Below are 21,672 nucleotides of genomic sequence, written 5' to 3' on the forward strand. Positions count from 1 at the left end.
TTTTCGGTAGCGGGGGCCGCGCGTTAGCGCGCGCCCTCGGCGCCGAACCAGCGGTCGTAGATCGCTTGGTAGGTGCCGTTCTCGGTGATGCGTAGCATGGCCGCGTTCACGGTCCGGCGCAGGTCGCTCCCGGCCGGGAAGATGATGCCGTAATCCTCCGTGCGGAACGGCATGCCGGCCACCTTCACCCGGCCGAGGCCGGCATGGCGGGCGTAGAACAGGATCATCGGCGTGTCGTAGACGGTCGCCACCGCCTTGCCGTCGAGCATGTAGGCAACGGCCTGCTCGAACGTGTCGAAATCGAGCGGATCGGCTTTCAACTCCTTGAGATAGCGCGATGACGTGCTCCCCGAGACGGTCGCGACGCGGCGCCCGATCAGGTCGCTCGGCCCCTCGATCCCGCCTTTCAGCGACGACACCGTCAGCGTCGTCGCCAGCAGCGCGGTGACGTAGGCGACCAGCAGGATGCCCCCCATCTTCCAGGTCATGGCGAGGCCACGCCCGGCGGCGGACGCCGGGCGGGTGCCCAATCCGATCATCGCCTCGGCCGCCCATGACAGCGTTTCGGCGAGCCCGCGCCCGTAGCCGAGCGGCACGCGCCACTCGCCCTCGGGCCGTCCCCGCCGCAGGAACCAGAAGCCATGGGCGGACAACACCAGAAGCAGCGCGAGGGCACCGATCACCGCCAGCGTATCGCGCGACAGGTAGCCCATGAACGTCGCCAGCGTGCTGCGCCCGCCCTGCGGCACAAGGATCGACAGGCCGGAACGGAACATCGGCAGCGAGAAATCCAGCACCAGCGCTCGTTCGGCGGTGATCGAGACCGCGGCGATGCCGATCGGATTGGCGCCGGTGCGCACCGCGTCGAGGAGCGCCGGCAAGGTGGGATAGGGCTGAAGCCGGTACTTGATGCCGGCCTCCTCGGCGATCGCCTTCCACAGCTCGACGCTGAAGCCGCCGAGTTCACCCTTGCCGTCATCGATGACGAACGGCGGCAGGATGCGGGTCGCGATGACGAGTTCCTGGGTGGGGACCGGTGGCGGCGCGGTGGTGCCGTCGGGCGCGGGCGGCACGCCATGGACGCGGATGTCCTGGGCCGACACGGCGAGCAAACCGGCCAGAGTCCAGACGAGGACCGCCACGATCTCCAGCATGCCCGCGCGACGCATCCGCCCATCTCCCCGTCCGCCGCCCTGCGATCCGGCGAGCGGCACGCGCGGCGGAACCCCGACCCGTGCGGCGCGCCCCGGCCGTCGCCGCATGGACGTAGGCTAATGCCTGCCGACCGGGATCGCCAAGGCACTCCGGATCGATGGTTACCGATTTATCGCGTCGGCGCCACGATCTGCGGCGGACGCGGATCCTGCGATTCGCGAAACTCGAAGATCTTGCGCAGGAAGCCGGGCGCAACGGCGGAGATGGGATTGACGCGCAGCGTCGGCCCGCTGAGCGGTCCGACGATCTCGTAGGTCACGCCGACGAGCCCCTCATTGGGGCCACCGCCCAAGAAGAAGCCCAGCACCGGCAGCTTGCTGAACAGGTTGTTGAGGCCGTAGGCGGGCACATAGGTCCCGCGCACCGAGGCGCGGTCGGCGGCGAAGTCGAGCGTGCCGTCGAAGGTGGAACCGATCGCCGTGCCCCAGATGGCGCCGTCGCGGATGGTGAGCTTGCCGGCGGAGCGCTGGAAGTCGACCTGCAGCTTGCTGAAGGCGACCGTCGATCCCGGGCGGGGCGTGCCGTCGCCGCGCTCGCCCGCGGGGGCGGCGGCAATCAGGCGATCGAGCCCCGGCTCGCCGCGAATGACGAAATTGCGCAGGTTTACGATGCCGTCCTGCGGCCCGCCGTCGCCGCGCGGGGCGTCGACACGCACCCACAGCTCGCCGCCATAGAGCTTGGCGTAGAAATCGACGAAGCGCAGCAGCGCGCCGGCATCGGAGGTGACGATCTGCAGCATCGGGCGGCCGTTCTCGCGCACCTTCAGGTCGCCCATGACGGCGCCCTTCTGGCCCACCACCGCGCTGAGCGTGAAGGTGCGCAATTCGCCGTTGCGGCGCGACATGCGCAGCACGGCATCCCGCATCGTCTCGCCATTGTTGCCGGCGACCACGCCCAGATTGACGTCGAGATCGATGTCGGCGGGCTTCTCGCCGCGGCGTCCCGCGACCGGCGCGTCCAGCAAGCTCTTCAGGAAGGCACGAGCCTCGATGACATCGCCCCGCACGGTGATCTTCGGCGCGCCGTCGACCCGCTCGATCCGCACATTGGCGCGGTCGCCATCGGAAAGCTGGAATGTCGGCAGGTTCGCCGAAATCGGCTTGGCATCGCCATCGAGATCCAGCGTGCCGCGTATGTTCACACCGGTGCCGGTCACGACGAGATCATCGAGCCGCGTGCCGTCGCCGCGCACGGTGGCGCGGGCGGTCAGCTTGGCGGGCTTGCCGGCCGGCTTCGACCAGCCGGGGATCAGCTCGGCGAGACGGGCACCGGTCAGATCGAGTTCGACATCGGCCCGCGTCTCGCGTTCGCCCAGCTTGCCGGCGAGCTTCACGACGACGGTCCCGGACAGGCCGGCCAGGTCGAGATCCATGCGATTGCGGGCGGCATCGTCGAGATTGGCCGCCACGCGGAACTCGATATCGCCATTGCCCCGCGGCCGACGCATATCGAAGCTCGCCGGGGCGCCGCCGAGCTTGCCCTCGCCGCGCAGCACCACGGCATCCGGCGTCGCGAAGACCTTGACGGTGGCGCCCTCGATACGCTGGCCTTTGATCACCTTGTCGGCGGCGAAGCTGGTGAGGTCGGCCTCAAAGGCGAAATCGACGTCCTCCGCGCCCATCTTCGGCCGGATCTTGAGGTTCACCTGAGCGGTGCCGGCGATGTTGCCCCTGACCGTCGCCGGATCCAGCACCATGCTCGACGAGCCCCGCAGCACCGGCAGGGCCGCGAGTTCGACTGCCGCGGCGGCCGGGCCCTCGATCCGCACCTGTACCTTGCCCTCGGGAACGTCGGCGGCGGTGTCGGGTACGTCCAGCACGCTCTCGGTCAGCGACAGCCGACGGCCGCCGGCCGTTTCCATCACCGCCTTGCTGGCGACGACATGGGCGGAGCGCCCGGTTGCCTGCACCGTCACATCCGCCTCGCGAATGGGGGGCAGGCCGGGGACGGGACGCAGCACGCCCGACGTGCCGGTGATCTCGAGGCTGAGCCCTTCGGCGGGGAGCGGCTTGTCCTTGTTGCCGATGGAATCGAGCGGGGCGTTGAAGGCGATCGTCGCGCTCTTCACGTCGCCCGCCGCGACATGGTCGAAGATCCACTTGCGCACATCCGGGGCGGCGACGATCGGCCAGAGCCGCTTGAGCGAGGTCACCGACATCGGCGAGCCCACCGTGGTCAGGGCGAGGAAGGGCTTCGGCGCGCCGAGATCGAGTTCGCCGCTGAGCTTCACCGCGGCGGAAGGCCCGCTGATGTCTCCCTTCTCGATGACGAAGCGGTTCGCCTCGGTCTCGAAGCGGCCGGCGAAATCGAGCTTGTCGAGCAGCAGCGGCGGATCGTTGTGGGCATCGGGTCCCCCCCCCGAGAGCAGAGCCTTGCCACCGGTGATCGCCACCCGCCAGGGATCCCCCGCAGCATCCGGCGGGTCGATCTCGGCGGCAAGCGTGGTGTCGAGCGCGCCGGCATGGATAGCCAGTTCGTCGATCACGATGACCCGTCGCGCCGGGTCGAGCGTGACGCGCAGCGAGGCTTCGTCGATCACCATGCGGCCGGCCGCATCGGTGCCGAGCTGGAGATTGCCGGCTCCGGCCGAAAAGTCGCCCTTCGCCGCGAGGATGCGGCCGGCGCCGTCGATGTCGAGCGCGACCTGCATCGACAGAGGCGAATCGGCGACCAGGGCCTCATCCGCCTTCCCGGCGGCGATCAGCAGGTCACGGGGAGCGAGGTCGCGCACCGCGAGCGACACGGAGCGGCGGCCGTCCACCAGCGCCCCAAGGCTCGCCGTGGTGGACCAGGGGCCATCCGTGCCGCTGGAACGCAGGTTCAGCGTCATGCCGCCGCCCGGCGGGCGCACGATGCTCAGGCCGATATGCTCGAAGGTCCATCGCCGGCCGCTGATCTCGCTCTCGACGATGAGCCGGCCATCCTTCAGGCCGAGTTCGGCCAGCGCGGCGCCGTCGAACCCGCCCTTGTCGAGGTTTTCCGCGAGAACGGCGAGCGCCGACAGGTTGAGAGGATCGATCGGAGCCGCAGCCGCGGCGGGTTCCGCCGGGGCGGCGGCGGCGGGCGACGCCTCGCCGGCGGCCGACGCGGGCGGGGCGACGCGGGTCGGCGCCTGCAGCGGCTTGGCATCGCGCCCCGCCGCGACGGTGATGGTGCCCTGGGCGTTGATCTTGACGCTGAGTTCCGCTCCGACGAGATCGATCCGGCGCGGTGTCGCCATCCACGGCACCATGTCGTTCTCGAGCGTCACGTCCGCGCTCGGCGCGCTGGCGACGATGTCTCCGGAGGCATTGCTGACGACGACGTCGCTCACCCGCAGGAGCGTCTCGCCATCGGCGTCACGGTCGGCGGTGATGGCGCCGATGGCAACCTTGTGGCCGCCACCGATCTGCCGCTCCAGCGCCCGCTCGACATAGGGACGCGCCATGTCGACGGTCAGGATGCCGGTCGAGAACAGCGCGTAGATGACCGCGCCGGCGGCGAATGCGAGGAGAACGAGCGAACCGAGCGACCAGCCGCACACGCCCCACCACGAGCGCTTCCGGCGCGCGCGGGCAACCGGGCGCCGGGCGCGGCGACGCGCGCGGGCGGGGGTCTTTCCCGGCGCGCGCGGGCGGGCCGCCGGCCGTTGCGTCCGGTCGATCGTCATCTACGCTTCGGATTCCCGCAGCATCCCGTCCAACACGCTCAAGAATCTGCCCCTGCCCCAAGATGAACGATCCGGAGGGGATCGCAATCCGTATCGGCATGCGGCATTCATCTCACGCGAATTCCGCGAAAAGCCGACGAAAGGAAGGCAGATGTCGATATCCGTGGGCGACGCCGCGCCCGATTTCACGCTGACCGGCGCCGATGGCGGCGCGGTTCGTCTTCCCGACTTCGCCGGGCGCAGCCTCGTGCTCTACTTCTACCCGAAGGCCGACACCCCCGGCTGCACCCGCGAGGCGATGGATTTCAACCGCCTGCGCACCGCGTTCGAGGCCGCCGGCGCGGCCGTGCTCGGCGTCTCCGCCGATCCGGCGAAGGCGCTCGCCAAGTTCAAGACCAAGCATGAGCTCGGCTTCGCTCTGGCCGGCGACGAGACCCACGCCATGCTGGAGGGTTACGGCGTGTGGGCCGAGAAAAGCATGTACGGCAAGACCTATATGGGCGTGACCCGCACCACGTTCCTGATCGATCCGAACGGCAAGGTGGCGCGAATCTGGCCGAAGGTCAGCGTCGAGGGGCATGCGGAAGAGGTTCTGGAAGCCGTCCGCGCGCTGTAGGCCCGCTGCCGGCGGGCACCGCGCAACGCTTAATTAACCATGGAAGCCGAGATTCGCGTGCGTCGTCCGTGCGCGAATCCCCGTGCCGGGCTGCTGGCACGGTGGCGTTGCGATGACCCTGCGTGGCTTCCCCATGGCTTTGCGCCGGGCATGGCCGTTCACCGCGCGCCCCGACCGCCGCCACCTGCTCGCCGGAAGCGCTCTCGCCGGCGGCGTGCTGCTCGTCGCATGGTCGGCGGCAACCACCAGCTACATCCTGTTCCACGACGATGCCCTGCGGGTGATCGCGAGCCACACCAGCGACCGGGCCGCCGGCTATGAGCGCGAGATCGAGCGGCTCGAAACCGAATTGATGCAGGAGCGGGCGCAGAAGCTGGTCGAGCAGAAGCGGCTGGAGACCACCGTCGAGCAGCTGCGCCAGCGCCAGACCACGCTCGAGGCCCGGCATGGCCTGATCTCCGACATGCTGGAGAGCGCCGGTGCGGCCCCGCCCGCCCCGGCCCGCGAGGGCACGCCAAAGGCCGCGCCGATTTCCGACACGATCATCCTCGCCCCGACCGACATGCGCGAGGCATTGGGGCCGACACCGAACCCGGCACGGCTCGCCGCCACCCCGCCACGCGACGCCGACAGCGAGATCGCCGACCTCGGCGCCCGGATCGCGACGCTGGAGCGGGCGCAGGACGAGGCCCTCGATGCTGTCGAGGCACGCATGGACGCCAGGGCGCGCCGCATGCGCAGCGTCTTCGCCGCGCTCGGCCTTCCCGCGCCGCTGCGACCCGCCGCCAGGGTCGCGCAGGCCGCGACCGGTGGCCCGTTTGTTCCGCTCGCGCCCGCGACGGGCGATATGTTCGAGCGCCGCAGCGAGCGCGCCCGCGCCTCGGCGGCCGATCTGAAATGGCTCGGCAAGCGGCTCGACAGCGTGCCGCTCCGCCGCCCGGTGCCGGGAAGCGTCGAGACGACGAGCGGGTTCGGCGCGCGGCTCGATCCCTTCCTGGGGCAGGCCGCCTTCCATACGGGCATCGATTTCCGCGGCACCACCGGCGACCCCGCCCGCGCCACGGCGGCCGGCCGCGTCGTCAGCGCGGAGCGCGACGGTGGCTACGGGCTGATGGTGGAGATCGATCACGGCAACGGGCTCGCGACCCGCTACGCGCACCTCTCCGCCATCTCGGTGAAGGTCGGCGACATGGTGGCGACCGGCGGCATCGTCGGGCGCGTCGGCTCCACCGGCCGGTCGACCGGGCCGCATCTGCACTACGAGACGCGCATCAACGGCGAGCCGGTCGATCCGCAGCGCTTCATCCGTGCCGGGCTGAGGCTTCAGGGCGCCGGCTGATCGTTCGCTCGGCGTCCCAAGCGTCCGTCAGTCCACGTCGTCGATGCTGGCCGGGCCGCCGCCATAGGCGCGCTGGGCGAGCGCGGCTTCCATGAATGGGTCGAGGTCGCCGTCCAGCACCTCCTGCGGCGTGCCGGAGGTGACGCCGGTACGCAGGTCCTTGACCATCTGGTAGGGCTGCAGCACGTAGGAGCGGATCTGGTGGCCCCAGCCGATATCGGTCTTGGCGGCCTGGTCGGCGGCGGCCTGCGCCTCGCGCTTCTTCAGCTCCAGCTCGTAGAGCTTGGCGCGCAGCATCTCCCACGCGGTGGCGCGGTTCTTGTGCTGCGAGCGGTCGCCCTGTGCCACCACGGCGATGCCGGTGGGGATGTGGGTGAAGCGCACCGCCGATTCGGTCTTGTTGACGTGCTGGCCGCCGGCGCCGCCCGAGCGCATGGTGTCGATCCGCAGGTCGCTTTCCTTGATGTCGACGACGATGCGGTCGTCGATCACGGGATAGACGTCCACCGAGGAGAACGAGGTCTGGCGGCGCGCGTTCGAATCGAACGGCGAGATGCGGACGAGCCGGTGGACACCGGATTCGGTCTTCAGCCAGCCATAGGCGTTGTGGCCCTTGACGAGGATGGTCGCCGACTTGAGTCCGGCGGTTTCACCCGCAGATTCCTCGATCAGCTCAACCTTGAAGCCGCGCCGCTCCGCCCAGCGCGTGTACATGCGCAGCAGCATCAGCGCCCAGTCCTGGCTGTCGGTGCCGCCGGCGCCGGCATGGACCTCGAGATAGCTGTCATTGGCGTCAGCCTCACCCGAGAGCAGCGCCTCGAGCTGGCGGCGGGCGACCTCGGCTTTGAGCTTGACCAGCGACGCGGCGGCCTCGTTGACCACGCCCTCGTCGCCTTCCATCTCGCCGAGCTCGATCAGTTCGACATTGTCGGCGAGGTCGCGCTCGATGCGTTCCAGCGCGCCGAGGCCGTCCTCCAGCGTGCCGCGCTCCTGCATCAGCTTCTGCGCGCGATCGGGATCGTTCCAGAGGTTCGGGTCCTCGGCGAGCGCGTTCAGCTCGGCGAGGCGCGCCTTGGAGCGGTCGAAATCGATGTGCTGCCGCAACAGGCCGGCAGCTTCGCGGATTTCGTCGACGCTCGTGGCGAGGTCGGCGCGCATGTTGGACACTCTCGGCTCAAGGGACGGCGCAGGGCGCGCAAGGCGGCGGAAAATAGTGGCGCGAAGCGCGGCTGTAAACGCCTCGCGCGGGCCGATCGGTCAGCCCGTGGCGCCGGCTGCGGCGAACAGCGCCCGGCCGACCGGCTTGTCGGCCTCGCTGCGCAGCACCAGCGAGGTTGTCACCGCGCCGAAGCGGCCGATCGAATCGACGATGGTGGCGAGCTGCTCGGGCGCCGGCACGATCGCCTTCAGGACGAAGCAGTCGTCGCCGGTGACGCGGTGCACCTCGACGATGTAGGGCAGCGCCGCGAATGCCCTGAGGCACGCAGCGATCTGCGCGTGCTCGGTCTTCAGCCGGATGATCGCGGTCATGCCGAGGCCGAGCGCGGGCAGGTTCAGCCGCACCGCGTAGCCGGTGATGACGCCATCGGCCTCCAGCCGCTTCAACCGCTCGGAGGTCGCGGGCTGCGACAGGCCGATGCGCCGGCCGAGTTCGGAGACGGAGAGGCGCCCGTCCTGCTGCAGCGCCTCGATGAGGTCGAGGTCCCTGGCGTCGAGCGTGGCCCGCGCGGTCCGGCGCGGCGGCGGGCTCGACCTTGAATCCATCGGCGCAACTCCGGTTTTTCGAATGAAGCAGCATGGCACGGGCGCGCGATCATCGCCATGCTGGACGGGTCAGCCTCGGCCAGGAACCCCGCCAATGCGCCTCATCGGCATGCTCGATTCGCCCTATGTCCGCCGCGTCGCCATCTCGCTCCGGCGGATGGGGCTGCCCTTCACGCATGAATCGACCTCGGTGTTCCGTCACTATGACGTCTTCGCCGCCACCAACCCCGTGGTGAAGGCGCCGACGCTGGTGACCGACGCGGGCGTCGTGCTGATGGATTCGACGCTGATCCTCGACTATGCCGACCGCCTGGTGCCGTCCGGGCGGCGCCTCTCACCCGAAGGCGTCGAGGCCTTCGCCCGGCACCAGCGGATCGTCGGGCTGGCGCTCGCCGGCTGCGAGAAGACCGTGCAGATCGTCTACGAGCACGAGCTGCGGCCCGAGGAGCGCCGTCACGCGCCCTGGCTATCGCGCATACGCGGGCAGCTCGGCGAGGCCTACCGGCTGCTGGAGGCGGAGATGGGGGATGGCGGCTGGCTGTTCGGCGAGGCGCCGCTTCAGGCCGACATCACCGCCGCCGTCGCGTGGAGCTTCACCCACCACATGCGGCCGGGCGAGATCGACCTGGAGGCCTGCCCCCGCCTTGCGACGCTCGCCGCCCGCGCCGAGGCGCTGGAGGATTTCCAGGCACTGCCAATAAGTTGAGGCATGGAGCGGAGAAAATGATTCACCGCTCCAGCCCCACGCGCGAGCGACCGGCGCACGACGATACAGCGACAAATACCCCCGGGAGAGGGCCGGGGCGGCATTCGTGCCGCCCCGTGCAACGTCGCGCGCCTCAGTAGAGGCCGCCCGTCCCCTGCCCCACCGCACGGTCCGCTTCCGGCGTCACGAAGCCGGGGCTGGCGGCGGCACCGATCACCGAATAGCTGTCCGGCGGGGCGGTGCCCGGCTTGAACGCCTCGAGGATCGAGTTTTCGCCCGGGCCGGCGCGCAGGCCGGTCTTCGGGTTGATGCGGATCAGCTTGATGCCGGGCGGCACCCGGAACGGCACGGCGGGACGATCGGCGATGGCGACCTGAAGGAAGTCGCGCACCACTGGCGCGGCGATCAGGCCGCCGGTCGAGCCCTTGCCCATGGGCTTGGGATTGTCGAAGCCGAGATAGACGCCGACGGCGATATCAGGGGTGAAGCCGACGAACCAGGCGTCCTTCTCGTCATTGGTGGTGCCGGTCTTGCCGGCGATCGGCTTGCCGATCGCCTTCAGCGCCGTGCCGGTGCCGCGCTGGACCACGCCTTCCATCATCGAGGTGATCTGGTAGGCGGTCATCGGGTCGAGCACCTGCTCGCGCCGGTCGACCAGGGCCGGCTCGGACTGGTTGGCCCACTTGTCGGCGTCGCAGCCGCGGCACTCGCGCTCGTCGTGCTTGTAGATGGTCTTGCCGTAGCGGTCCTGGATGCGGTCGATCAGGGTCGGCTTGATGCGCTTGCCGCCATTGGCGAACATCGAATAGCCGCCGACCATCCGCATCACCGTCGTCTCGCCCGAGCCGAGCGACATGGCGAGCACCGGCAGCAAATTGTCGTAGATGCCGAACTGCTTGGCGTACTGCACCACGGTCGGCATGCCGAGATCGTTGGCGAGGCGCACCGTCATCACGTTGCGCGACTGCTCGAGACCGAAGCGCAGGGTCTGCGGCCCGTAGAACTTGCCGGAATAGTTCTCCGGCCGCCACGTCGCCTGCCCCTGCTGCGACAGTTCGAAGGGCGCGTCCATGATGACGCTGGAAGGCGTGTAGCCGTTGTCGAGCGCGGAGGCGTAGACGAAGGGCTTGAAGGAGGATCCGGGCTGGCGCATCGCCTGCGTCGCGCGGTTGAACTGGCTCTCGTCGAAGGAGAAGCCGCCGGCAAGCGCCAGGACGCGGCCGGTATAGGGATCCATCGCGACCAGCGCGCCCTCGATGCGGGGCTGCTGTCGCAGACGCCACTGGCCCGGCTTGCCGTCGACCGCCTCGACATAGACGACGTCGCCCGGCTTCAGCAGGCCGGCGATGCCGGTCTTGTTGCCGCGAACCGCCCATTTGGCGCCGTCGGCGCTGATGAGACCGACATCGCGGTCATTGCTCAATTCGCCGGATTTGTCGCGCTGCGGCTGCAGGCCGATCTTGGCGACATCGGCGCTGGATTCCAGCACGACCGCGAGGCGCCAGGGAATGTCCGTGAAGGTGCGCACCGTGGCGAGGCGGGCGCCCCAGTCGCCGGTGGGCTCGATGCGGGTGACGATGCCGTGCCAGCCGCGCTGCTCGTCATAGCGCGTCAGCCCGTCGAGCAGCGCCTTCTTGGCGATCACCTGCAGCTTCGGATTGAGCGTGGTGCGCACCGACAGGCCGCCGCCATAGAGCTTCTCCTCGCCGTAGCGCTCGAAGATCTCGCGGCGGACTTCTTCCGCGAAATATTCGGCGGAGAAGATGTGCGCGCCGGTGGGGCGTACGATGACCGCCAGATCCTGGTTCTTCGCCTGCGCGGCCTGCTCGTCGGTGATGTAGCCGTTCTCGGCCATGCGATCGATCACCCAGTTGCGGCGATCGATAGCCGCCTCGCGGCGCCGGAACGGATGGTAGTTGTTCGGCCCCTTCGGCAGGGCGGCGAGATAGGCGGCCTCGGCGATGTTGAGCTCGTTCACCGACTTGTCGAAATAGAGCAGCGACGCGGCGGCCACACCATAGGAGCCGATGCCGAGATAGATCTCGTTGAGATAGAGCTCGAGGATCTTGTCCTTGGAATAGGCGCGCTCGATCCGCAGCGCCAGCAGCGCTTCCTTGATCTTGCGGTCGAAGGAGACCTCGTTGGTCAGCAGGAAGTTCTTGGCCACCTGCTGTGTGATGGTCGAGGCGCCCTGCGGGCGGCGGCCGGAGCCGTAGTTCTGGATGAACGCATAGCCCGCGCGGCCGATGCCGGTCAGGTCGATGCCGCCATGCTCATAGAAATTCTTGTCCTCGGCGGAGAGGAAGGCCTCCTTCACGAGGTCGGGAATGGTCTGGATCGGGAGATAGAGGCGCCGCTCCTTGGCGTATTCGGCCAGCAGCGAGCCGTCCGCCGCGTGGATGCGGGTCATCACCGGCGGCTCGTAGTTCTGAAGCTGCGAATAATCCGGCAGGTCCTGCGAGAACTTCCAGACGAAATAGCCCGCACCCGCGCCGCCGATCACGAAGACGATCGTGCCGAGCGCGAACAGAAACCCGAAAAACCGCAGAAGCAGCCGCATGCCGCCCCATTCCCTGAAGCTGAAGAACCCAGGGACTGCGGCTCCTCAGCCGAATCCCGCTACAGCGTACCATCCACGCGAACGTGCGGCACCGCCCTGCCCGTGTGCGGGTCAACTATGGCCTAATCGCGGCCGGTACGGCGGAGGCCGCCGTCCCGCGTATGGCGTCGATCGACCCGGTGGCGCTGATCGCCTCGACCGCGCCCGGCCCCTGGGTCGAGATCACATAGGCGTCGATCGCCTCCACCATGGCGTCCGTCACCTTGGCGCGCCAGCCATCGGAGGTCATGAGTTCGAGGTCCTTCTTGCTGGACATGTAGCCCAGCTCAAAGAGGACGGACGGCACGTCCGGCGCCTTCAGCACCTTGAAGCCGGCCGATTTCAGCGGCGACTTGTGCATGCGCGCGCTGGCGCTCACCTGGCCGACGAGTGTGCGCGCGAAATGCGAGGAGAAATTGCGCGTCTCCCGCTGGGCGAGGTCGAACAGGATGCCGGCGACGTCGCTCGGCTCCTCGGAAAGATCGAGGCCGGCGATCAGGTCGGCCTTGTTCTCCTCGTCGGCGAGGCGCTGGGCTTCGGCGTCGGAAGCCTTGTCCGAGAGGGTGTAGACCGTCGCGCCGCGGACGTCGCCATCGCGCGCGGAGAGCGAATCGGCGTGGAGCGAGATGAACAGGGCGGCGCGGTTGTCGCGCGCAAGCCGGATGCGATCGCCGAGCGGCACGAAGGTATCGCCCTCGCGGGTCAGCATGACGCGGTAGCGCCCGGTCTTCTCCAGCTTGGTGCGGGCGATACGGGCGATCTCCAGCACGACGTCCTTTTCCAGCATGCCGGCGGACGCGTTGACGGCGCCGGAATCGATGCCGCCATGGCCGGGATCGAGCACGATCAGCGGGCGGGGATCCCCCGCATCGGCGACCGGCGCCGGCGGCGCCATGGCCCGGCGGACCGGGGCCGCAACCGACTTGAGGAAGGTTTCGCGGTCGGTCTTGACGAGATCGACCACCAGACGCGCCGGCTGGCCGTCGATGGGGTCGAGCACGAACGCCTTGTCGATCAATACCGGCGCCCGCGCATCGATCACCACGCGCCCCTTGCCGGGCGCGAAGAGACCGAAGCGGTAGGCGCTGACGAGGCCCCGCCCCTCTTCGCCGCTGCTCTTCTTGAGAGTGAAGATGACATTGGGAATATCGACGATGACGCGATAGGGATCGGCCAGCGTGAAGGCGCCGAGATCGACCGGCCGGGAGAGGTCGATCACCAGCCGCGTGCGCTCCTCGTCGCCCACGAGCCGGGCATCGGTCGCCACGGCAGGCGTCTGCGCCGCCTCCACCGCCCTCGCGGGGACGGCCCCAACGGGCAGGACGAGTAGACCGGCCAGGGCGAAGGCCGCGAGTGCGATCGCCGTGGACCGCTTCATGCACCTCATGTCGACGCCGGCCTCCCTGGTCAGCTTCCTTCCTATCCGAATAGAGCGACGCGGTTAACCGGTCGATAACCGCATCGCGTCCGGGAGCGTTCCCGCGTGGCGCGGGGGCAACGCCGCGGCGCGCCGCGAACAGCGCAGACGCGCCTTGCCAATGCCGCGCGCATGCCGCTATTAAGGGCATTGCATATGGTTCGCATTCCGGTTCGCCAAGAGGTGTCCGGCTCTCGCGGTCCCGGCGGCGCGGACCCGTACCCGTAACGGAGCAGGATCCGCCCCTCGTCACGACAGGTTCCTTTTCGGGAAGCGTGACGAAGCGCAGCGCGGCTCTTGCTGAGCCGACGGCCCGCCCGGTTCCGGCCTGCCGACGTCCGTCCCGAAAGCTTCCGGATCCCCGTATGCCGCCGGTCGGGCCGTTCGGTCGCGGCCACCATGTTTGGTCGAGGGACGACGGCACACGACGATGAAGCACCCGCCCGCTGCGACGCATTTCGGAGGAAGTCGGCTTGGCCGGATCCTCCGTTGCGTCGCTCCGGCCCGCACCGTGCTTTTCACCGCCGCTCATCGGTCCGGCTCGCGCAATGCGCGACCGGCCGACGCCCTGCGCGACACGCCACACGCTTCTCACCTCTTCGTGATCACCGCTTACGGGCACCTCGCCCGCGTTCGGGCCCCTTTGCCGGGGTCGACGCCGCCGTGCCCCCAATTGAGAGTTCCATGGCAAACAAGATGCTCATCGACTCCACCCACCCGGAGGAGACCCGGGTCGTGGTGGTGCGCGGCAGCCGGGTCGAGGAGTTCGACTTCGAGGCCGCCAACCGCAAGCCGCTGCGCGGCAACATCTATCTCGCGAAGGTAACGCGGGTCGAGCCGTCCCTTCAGGCCGCCTTCATCGAGTATGGCGGCAACCGGCACGGCTTCCTCGCCTTCAGCGAGATCCACCCCGACTACTACCAGATCCCCGTCGCCGACCGTCAGGCCCTCCTTGCCGAGGAGGAGCGCCAGCAGAAGCGCGACGCCGAAGCCGAGGAGCCGAAGGCCAAGGGCCGTTCGCGCCGCTCCAGCCCGAAGCGCGGGACCGAGGACGAGAGCGTCAGCGAAGCCCCGGCCGCCGAGGGCGAGGGCGAGAGCGCGCCCGTCGACGCCGCACCCGCCGAGGATCGTCCGGCGCCGGCCCGCCGCTCCCGTTCGCGCAATTCCGATTCCGACGACGACGGCGCGGGCGGCGTCGAGGAGGTCGGCGGCGAAGAGGAGATCGTCGAGCAGGTCGGCTCGGACGACGCCATGGAAGAGGTGCCCGAGCGCAGCAGCGCCCCGCGCCGCGGCCGCTCCTACAAGATCCAGGAAGTGATCAAGCGCCGGCAGATCATGCTGGTGCAGGTCGTCAAGGAAGAGCGCGGCAACAAGGGCGCGGCGCTCACCACCTATCTCTCGCTCGCCGGCCGCTATTCGGTGCTGATGCCGAACACCGCGCGCGGCGGCGGCATTTCCCGCAAGATCACCTCGGCCGAGGACCGCAAGCGGCTGAAGGAGGTCGCCTCCGACCTCGACGTGCCCGAGGGGATGGGCGTGATCCTGCGCACCGCCGGCGCCAACCGCACCAAGACCGAGATCAAGCGCGACTTCGAGTATCTCCTGCGCCTGTGGGAGAACGTGCGCGAGCTCACCCTCGCCTCCTCCGCGCCGACGCTGGTGTATGAGGAAGGCTCGCTGATCAAGCGCTCGATCCGCGACCTCTACAACAAGGACATCGACGAGGTTCTCGTCGGCGGCGAGGAGGGCTATCGCGAGGCCAAGGACTTCATGCGCATGCTCATGCCGAGCCATGCGAAGAACGTGAAGCTCTACCGCGATCCGCAGCCGGTCTTCGCCCGCTTCGGTGTCGAGAGCCAGCTGGACGCGATGTTCTCGCCGATCGTCCAGCTCAAGTCCGGCGGCTATATCGTCATCAACCCGACCGAGGCGCTGGTCTCGATCGACGTGAACTCGGGCCGCTCGACCCGCGAGCACAACATCGAGGACACCGCGCTCAAGACCAATCTGGAAGCGGCCGAGGAAGTCGCCCGCCAGTTGCGCCTGCGCGACCTCGCCGGGTTGATCGTCATCGATTTCATCGATATGGACGAGAAGCGCAACAACCGGGCGGTCGAGCGCAAGCTGAAGGACTGCCTGAAGAACGACCGCGCGCGCATCCAGCTCGGCCGCATCTCGCATTTCGGCCTGATGGAGATGAGCCGCCAGCGCACCCGCACCGGCGTGCTGGAAAGCTCCACAGAGGTGTGCCCGCACTGCGGCGGCACCGGCCATGTCCGTTCGGTCTCGTCGGTCGCGCTGCAATTGCTGCGCGCCATCGAGGACCTGCTGCTGAAGTCCAACACGCATGACATCGTGGTGCGCACGCGGGCCGAGACCGCGCTCTACGTGCTGAACCACAAGCGCTCGCACCTGCACGAGCTGGAGGACCGCTTCGGCGTCGCCATCGTCGTCAACGCCGATCCGACGCTCGCGGGCTATACGCCCTACGTGATCGAGAAGGGCGAGCCGGCGGCCAATCCGCGCCCGGTGCCGCTGCCGTCGGCGCCTGCGCTCGCTCCGATCGAGGACGAGCCGGTCGAGGTGGAGGACGAGGTCGAGGAGACCGACGAGGCCGAGGCCACCGAAGCGGCTCCTGCGGCCGGCGGCGAGGCCGAGTCCCAGCGCGAGTCCACCGGACCCGAAGCGCGGCGCGCGGGCGGCGAGGAAGGTGGCGACGGTAATCGCCGTCGTCGTCGTCGGCGGCGGCGGCGGCGCGGCAATGGCGGTGGGGAGAACGGTGGTGCCGAGAACGGCGGCGCTTCCGATGCGAACGACTCCGCCCTGAGCGGCATCGAGTTCGAGGACGAGGGCGACGAGGTCGAGGCGGGATCCGAAGCGGTCGAGACGACCGCCGTCACGCCTTCTGCCGAACCGGCATCGGGCGATGCGCCTGCCAGCGAGGCCGACGAGCGCGCCGCACGCTTCGAAGGCGGAGACACTATTACCCCTGCGGAAGCATCGAACGAGGCCGCGCCGGAAGCCATCGCCGAGGCTTCCGAGACCGCTGGGACCGAGGAACCCGCGCCGAAGCCCCGCAGCCGCGCCAAGCGCGGCACCGGCCGGCGCACGCGCAAGGATGCGGGAGAAGCCGCGGCAGCGCCGGCCGACGCCGACGCCCCTGCCGTGGAAGCCGCGGTCGAGGCCGCGCCGGAGCCGGTTGCCGAGCCGGCAGCCAAGCCCGCGCGCCGACGCCGCTCCACCGTGCGGGAGAAGGCTCCCGTGGTCGTCAGCGAGGAAGCGGCTGCATCCGACGCACCGGCTGCGAGCGGCGAGCCGGTCGCCGTCGCGGCCGCGCCGACGGAGGCTTCCGCCAGCGACGCGGCAGCGCCGGCCGTCGAGACCGCTGCCGAGCTTGAATGGCAGCCCGGGAGCGATGAGCCGCCGGTCGCGCCGGAACCGGCCGCCGAGGCCGCCCCGCCTGAAGCGCCGCCGGCGGAGGATCCGAACCGCCCGCGCCGCACCGGCTGGTGGCAGCGCAAGCTGTTCGGCGGCTGATACCCCTTTCCCCAAAACGCGAAAGGCCGGGCTCGCGCCCGGCCTTTTTGTTTTCGCGAGCCGTGGTCAGCCGCGCGCGAGAAAGGCGCCGATGCGCGCCACCGCCTCGTGCATCTCGGCGCTCGATCCGGCGTAGGACAGGCGCAGGTAATGGTGGCCGCGCTCGGGATCGAAATCGACGCCGGGCGTCGCCGCCACATGCGCCTCATCCAGCAGGCGCGTGGCGAAAGCGGCGGAATCCTCGGTGAAGCGCGAAACGTCGGCATAGAGATAGAAGGCGCCGTCGACGGGCAGGAATTCCGGCAGGCCCGCCTTCGGCAGTCCCTCGACCAGGATGCGCCGGTTCGCCTCGTAGCCGTGCTTCACCTCTTCCATCTCCGCCGCGCCGTCGAACGCCGCCTCCGCGGCGATCTGCGACAGCGTGGGCACCGAGATCATGAAGTTCTGCTGCAGCCGCTCCACGGCACGCACGAGACCGGCCGGCATCACCATCCAGCCGACGCGCCAGCCGGTCATGCAGAAATATTTCGAGAAGGAGTGGATCACCACCGCCTCGTCGGAGAGGCGCGCCGCGCTCGTCGCCGGAAAGGCATAGTCGAGCCCGTGATAGATCTCGTCGGAGATGAAGCGGATGCCGAGCCCCTCGGCGGTGGCGACCAGAGCGGCCAGCGCCTGGGGCGTCATCATCGTGCCGGTGGGATTGGCGGGGCTCGCCACCAGCACCCCCTTCAGCGGCGCCTGCGCATGCGCCTCCGCCAGCGCCTGCGGGCTGATCGCCCAGCGCGAGGCGGCGTCGGTGTGGATCAGCACCGGCTCGCAGCCGAGTGCGGTGAGGATGTGGCGATAGGGCGGATAGCCGGGATTGGCGATAGCGACCCGGTCGCCCGGCTCGAACATGGCGAGGAAGGCGAGCATGAAGCCGGACGACGACCCCGTCGTCACCACCACGCGGGCCGGATCGAGATCGAGCCCGTAGGTGTCGCCGTAGTGGCGGGCGATGCGCGCGCGCAGGGAGGGAATGCCGAGCGCGGCGGTGTAGCCGACCCGGCCCGCCTCCAGCGCGGCATGGGCGGCGGCGCGGGCGGTGCGCGGGGCCGGCGCAGCCGGCTGGCCGACCTCCATGTGGACCACATGACCCCCGGCCGCCTCGATCCGCGCCGCCCGCTCCATCACGTCCATGACGATGAACGGGGCAATACCGCTGCGCCGCGAGGGACCGGCGAGACGTAGCAGCGCCGGCGCAGTACCGGCTCCGTCGAATTCCATGCGTCGCTTCCCCTGCCCGTCCGGCCTGCTTACTGTTGCCCCGCCGCATCCCCGCCGCAATCGGCGGCTGGTGTGCGTTTCTGTTTTCCCGCGACGAGATCGGCGCCCCTACGGCGTCCCGCCCGCCGGCACGTCGCCGACCCGCCGATGGATGATGCCTCTGCTGCCGTTTGACAACCCGACCTTCGGTTTCACCCTCCGCGGCCGGCTTCGGCCGGCAGGGCGCGTGCTGGGCCATACCATGGGCCTGCTCGCCGCCGTTTTCCTCGCGACGCAGCCCGTGGCGGCGCAGGAAACCGCGCAGCGGCGGCCGAACGTGATCCGCGACGCCGAGATCGAGAACCTGCTGCGCGACTATATGCGCCCGATCTACCGGGCCGCCGGGGTCGCCCAGCAGAACATCGAGGTGGTGCTGATCGGCGATCCCTCCTTCAATGCCTTCGTGGTCGACGGCCGGCGGATCTTCGTCAACACGGGCGCCCTCTCGCAGTCGGAGACGCCGAACGAGATCATCGGCGTGCTCGCCCACGAGACCGGCCACATCGCCGGCGGCCATCTCGCGCGCATGCGCCAGCAGCTCGAATCGGCGCAGACCATGGCCATCGTGGCGATGCTGCTCTCGCTCGGGGGCGTCGCGGCGGGCGCCGCTTCGGGCGCGAACATGGGCGGCGCCGCGGCCGCCATCGCCGGTCCGCAGGAGGTGATCCGCCGCTCGCTGCTCGCCTATCAGCGCAGCGAGGAGCAGGCCGCCGACCGCGCCGCGGTGAGCTATCTCAACGCCACCAAGCAGTCCGCGCGCGGCATGCTGAAGACGTTCGAGCGTTTCCAGAACGACCAGTTGTTCATCAGCCAGCGCATCGATCCCTATGTGCTCAGCCATCCCATGGCGACCGAGCGCATCGCCGCGCTGGAGGATCTCGCGCGCAAGAGCCCCTATTTCGACGCCAAGGATCCGCCGGCGCTGCAGGCCCGGCACGACATGATGCGTGCCAAGCTCACCGGCTTCATGGGCACGCCCGACCAGGTGGCGCGGCGTTATCCGCTGTCCGACAGCTCGATGCCCGCCCGCTACGCGCGGGCGATCTCGGCGTATCGCTATGGCAATGTGAACGATGCCGTCCGCCAGATCGACGCGCTGATCGCCGAGAACCCCGGCAACCCGTACATGTACGAGCTGAAGGGCCAGGCGCTGCTCGAGGCCGGGCGCGGGCGCGAGGCGGTCGCGCCGCTGCGCAAGGCGGTGCAGATCTCGGGCGGCAATGCGCTGATCCGCATGCTGCTCGGCCAGGCGCTGGTCGCTTCCGGCGACAAGACGACGCTCGACGAGGCGGTGCGCGAGCTCTCCTTCAGCCTCCAGCGGGAGAGCACGGCGCCCAATGGCTGGCGTTATCTCGCCATGGCCTATGGCCAGAAGGGCGACATCCCCAATGCCGACCTCGCCTCGGCGCAGGCGGCGCTGGCGAGCGGCGACATCAAGCTGGCCCGCGAACTCGCCGGGCGCGCGCAGATGCGCTTTCCGACGGGATCGCCGGGCTGGCTGAAAGCTGACGACATCGTCAATTTGAAAGTGCCCAAGGCTCCGGTAAAGAGGCCGTAGCCTTCAGGCGCCGTGCGGGCACGTGCCGCGCCCGACAACCGGAGATTTCGATGCTTTCGCTTCCGACCTTCCGCTCCCTCGGCGCTGTCGCTCTGGGAGCGAGCCTCGCCCTTGGCGCGGCGCTCACCCCGGCCCGCGCGCTCGACGATGCCCAGCGCAAGGAGTTCGAAAGCGTCATCCGCAACTACCTGCTCACCAACCCGGAAGTCATCCAGGAAGCGATCGGCGAGCTGCAGAAGCGCCAGGAGATGGCGGAAGCCAACCAGCGCAAGCAGGCGCTCGGCACGGTGAAGCCGCTGGTGTTCGATTCGCCGCGCGGCGTGGTGGTCGGCAATCCCAAGGGCGACGTCACCCTGGTCGAGTTCTTCGACTACAATTGCGGCTACTGCAAGCGGGCGCTGGCGGACCTGCAGGACCTCATCAAGAGCGACCCCAAGCTCAAGGTCGTGCTGAAGGAGTTCCCCGTGCTCGGCCAGGGCTCGGTGGAGGCGGCGCAGGTGGCGGTCGCGGTGCGGCTCGTTGCCCCGGACAAGTATCTCGCCTTCCACCAGAAGCTGCTCGGCGGACGCGGCCAGGCCGACAAGTCGCATGCGCTCGATGCGGCCACCGATGTCGGCGTCGACCGCGCCAAGCTGGAAAAGGCGATGAGCGATCCGGAAGTGCGCGCGACCCTGGAGGAGAGCTTCAAGATCGCCGACGCGCTCGGCATCAACGGCACGCCGAGCTACGTCGTCGCCGACGAGGTGGTGATCGGCGCGGTCGGGCACGACAAGCTCAAGAGCGCGATCGATTCGGTGCGGAGCTGCGGCAAGACCCAGTGCTGAGCCGCTCCCGCGGGCCGGCGTGGCCTCTGCCCGAGGTCACGCCGCTGCATCGCCTGCGACCAAATCGTTAACGACCTCTCACGGGGCTTGGCGCACGGCCTTGCATTGCCTATAACCGCGCCGCCGCCGACTCCTGCCCGTCGGGCGGCCTGCGGCCAGAGGCGCGATGCCCGACACCATCCACGTTCTGAACGGCCCCAACCTGAACCTGCTCGGCCTGCGCGAGCCGGACGTCTATGGCCGCGCGACCCTTGCCGACCTCGAGGCCGAGTGCCGCAGCGCCTGCGACCGGCTCGGGCTGGCGCTGGTGTTCCGCCAGAGCAACGTCGAGGGTGAACTGGTCACCTTCCTCCAGGAGGCCCGCGGCTCGCTCGGGGTCGTGCTGAACGCGGCCGCCTATACCCACACCTCGATCGCACTTGCGGACGCCATAAAGGCTGCCGGCCTCAATGTCGTCGAAGTCCACCTGTCCAACGTCTTCGCGCGCGAGTCCTTCCGTCATCACTCGTACATATCGCCGGTCGCCCGCGGGGTGATCTGCGGTCTCGGGTTTGCAGGATACAGGCTCGCCATCGACGCGCTCGCCGCCGCGCGCGTCACGTGAGGGAGACGGGCAGCGACCGTCACGGGAACATGATGAAAACCACCAAGCCCGCCATCGACCCCGCGCTGGTGCGCGAGATCGCCACTCTTCTGTCCGAGAGCGACCTCACCGAGATCGAGGTGCAGCACGAGGACCTGCGCATCCGCGTCGCGCGCGCCGCGCCGACCTATGCGCCGGCGCCGGCCTACGCGCCCCCGCCCGCCTACGCCATGCCGGCACCCGCCTATGCCGCGGCACCGGCTGCCGCTCCGGCGGCGCCCGCCGTCGCGGCGGAAGCCGCCTCGGCCGATCCGGCCCGGCATCCGGGCGTCGTCACCTCGCCCATGGTCGGCACCGCCTATCTCGGCCCCGAGCCGGGCGCCCGCCACTTCATCGAGGTCGGCACGGTGGTCAAGGAAGGCCAGACGCTGCTCATCGTCGAGGCCATGAAGACGATGAACGCCATTCCCGCTCCGCGCGCCGGCACCGTCACCCGCATTCTCGTCGAGAATGCCCGGCCGGTCGAATATGGCGAGCCGCTCCTGATCATCGAGTGAAGG

At 69.4% G+C, this 21,672-nt stretch carries 15 protein-coding genes; 8 read left to right on the forward strand and 7 right to left on the reverse strand.

Annotated features, from left to right (window positions below; genetic code table 11):
* Positions 1-23 precede the first annotated feature (23 nt).
* Both ACEUEL_RS09140 and ACEUEL_RS09145 read right to left on the reverse strand, forming a co-directional pair.
* Positions 24-1,169, reverse strand: coding sequence for a transporter substrate-binding domain-containing protein (locus tag ACEUEL_RS09140; protein ID WP_405704136.1), 1,146 nt, complete (start codon positions 1,167-1,169; stop codon positions 24-26).
* A 155-nt stretch (positions 1,170-1,324) separates the two neighbouring features.
* Positions 1,325-4,864 carry a YhdP family protein gene (locus ACEUEL_RS09145; RefSeq protein ID WP_405704138.1) on the reverse strand — a complete coding sequence of 1,180 codons (3,540 nt, stop codon included), beginning with the start codon at positions 4,862-4,864 and terminating at the stop codon, positions 1,325-1,327.
* Positions 4,865-5,015: 151 nt separating this feature from the next.
* On the opposite strand from ACEUEL_RS09145, the gene bcp reads away from it, so the two are divergent.
* On the forward strand, positions 5,016-5,480 hold the full coding sequence (gene bcp / locus ACEUEL_RS09150; RefSeq protein ID WP_405704140.1) for a thioredoxin-dependent thiol peroxidase: 465 nt from the start codon (positions 5,016-5,018) through the stop codon (positions 5,478-5,480).
* 112 nt (positions 5,481-5,592) lie between these two features.
* The gene (locus ACEUEL_RS09155) at positions 5,593-6,819 is read left to right on the forward strand and encodes a peptidoglycan DD-metalloendopeptidase family protein (protein WP_405704142.1); all 1,227 of its coding nucleotides are present in this window, start codon (positions 5,593-5,595) and stop codon (positions 6,817-6,819) included.
* A 27-nt stretch (positions 6,820-6,846) separates the two neighbouring features.
* Here the strand turns inward: ACEUEL_RS09155 and prfB are convergent, their stop codons facing one another.
* Together prfB and ACEUEL_RS09165 are read right to left on the reverse strand one after the other, a co-directional pair.
* Positions 6,847-7,977 (reverse strand): peptide chain release factor 2, encoded by a 1,131-nt coding sequence (gene prfB, locus ACEUEL_RS09160; RefSeq protein WP_405706678.1) that lies wholly within the window; start codon positions 7,975-7,977, stop codon positions 6,847-6,849.
* A gap of 99 nt (positions 7,978-8,076) precedes the next feature.
* Positions 8,077-8,583, reverse strand: a complete 507-nt coding sequence (locus tag ACEUEL_RS09165) for an Lrp/AsnC family transcriptional regulator (RefSeq protein ID WP_405704144.1) — start codon at positions 8,581-8,583, stop codon at positions 8,077-8,079.
* Positions 8,584-8,677: 94 nt separating this feature from the next.
* On the opposite strand from ACEUEL_RS09165, the gene ACEUEL_RS09170 reads away from it, so the two are divergent.
* Positions 8,678-9,289 (forward strand): glutathione S-transferase family protein, encoded by a 612-nt coding sequence (locus tag ACEUEL_RS09170; RefSeq protein ID WP_405704145.1) that lies wholly within the window; start codon positions 8,678-8,680, stop codon positions 9,287-9,289.
* A gap of 133 nt (positions 9,290-9,422) precedes the next feature.
* Here the strand turns inward: ACEUEL_RS09170 and ACEUEL_RS09175 are convergent, their stop codons facing one another.
* Both ACEUEL_RS09175 and ACEUEL_RS09180 read right to left on the reverse strand, forming a co-directional pair.
* A complete protein-coding gene (locus ACEUEL_RS09175) occupies positions 9,423-11,849 on the reverse strand; it encodes a penicillin-binding protein 1A (RefSeq protein WP_405704147.1) in 2,427 nt (808 codons plus the stop codon).
* Between the two features lie 115 nt (positions 11,850-11,964).
* Positions 11,965-13,266, reverse strand: coding sequence for an N-acetylmuramoyl-L-alanine amidase (locus ACEUEL_RS09180; protein ID WP_405704148.1), 1,302 nt, complete (start codon positions 13,264-13,266; stop codon positions 11,965-11,967).
* 723 nt (positions 13,267-13,989) lie between these two features.
* Between ACEUEL_RS09180 and ACEUEL_RS09185 the strand changes: the two genes are divergently transcribed.
* Complete coding sequence (locus ACEUEL_RS09185) at positions 13,990-16,842, forward strand: Rne/Rng family ribonuclease (RefSeq protein WP_405704150.1); 2,853 nt, start codon at positions 13,990-13,992, stop codon at positions 16,840-16,842.
* Positions 16,843-16,908: 66 nt separating this feature from the next.
* Here ACEUEL_RS09185 and ACEUEL_RS09190 read toward each other — a convergent pair whose 3' ends face one another.
* A complete protein-coding gene (locus tag ACEUEL_RS09190) occupies positions 16,909-18,108 on the reverse strand; it encodes a pyridoxal phosphate-dependent aminotransferase (RefSeq protein WP_405704152.1) in 1,200 nt (399 codons plus the stop codon).
* 151 nt (positions 18,109-18,259) lie between these two features.
* Here ACEUEL_RS09190 and ACEUEL_RS09195 point away from each other — a divergent pair, with 151 nt between their 5' ends.
* From ACEUEL_RS09195 to accB, 4 genes are all read left to right on the forward strand, one after another.
* Positions 18,260-19,705 (forward strand): M48 family metalloprotease, encoded by a 1,446-nt coding sequence (locus ACEUEL_RS09195; RefSeq protein WP_405704153.1) that lies wholly within the window; start codon positions 18,260-18,262, stop codon positions 19,703-19,705.
* 50 nt (positions 19,706-19,755) lie between these two features.
* Positions 19,756-20,529, forward strand: a complete 774-nt coding sequence (locus ACEUEL_RS09200) for a DsbA family protein (RefSeq protein WP_405704155.1) — start codon at positions 19,756-19,758, stop codon at positions 20,527-20,529.
* Positions 20,530-20,695: 166 nt separating this feature from the next.
* Positions 20,696-21,133, forward strand: coding sequence for a type II 3-dehydroquinate dehydratase (gene aroQ / locus ACEUEL_RS09205; RefSeq protein ID WP_405704157.1), 438 nt, complete (start codon positions 20,696-20,698; stop codon positions 21,131-21,133).
* A 32-nt stretch (positions 21,134-21,165) separates the two neighbouring features.
* On the forward strand, positions 21,166-21,669 hold the full coding sequence (accB, locus tag ACEUEL_RS09210; protein ID WP_405704159.1) for an acetyl-CoA carboxylase biotin carboxyl carrier protein: 504 nt from the start codon (positions 21,166-21,168) through the stop codon (positions 21,667-21,669).
* The last annotated feature ends 3 nt before the right edge of the window (positions 21,670-21,672 follow it).

The organism is Ancylobacter terrae (genome assembly GCF_045108345.1).
Lineage (GTDB): Bacteria > Pseudomonadota > Alphaproteobacteria > Rhizobiales > Xanthobacteraceae > Ancylobacter.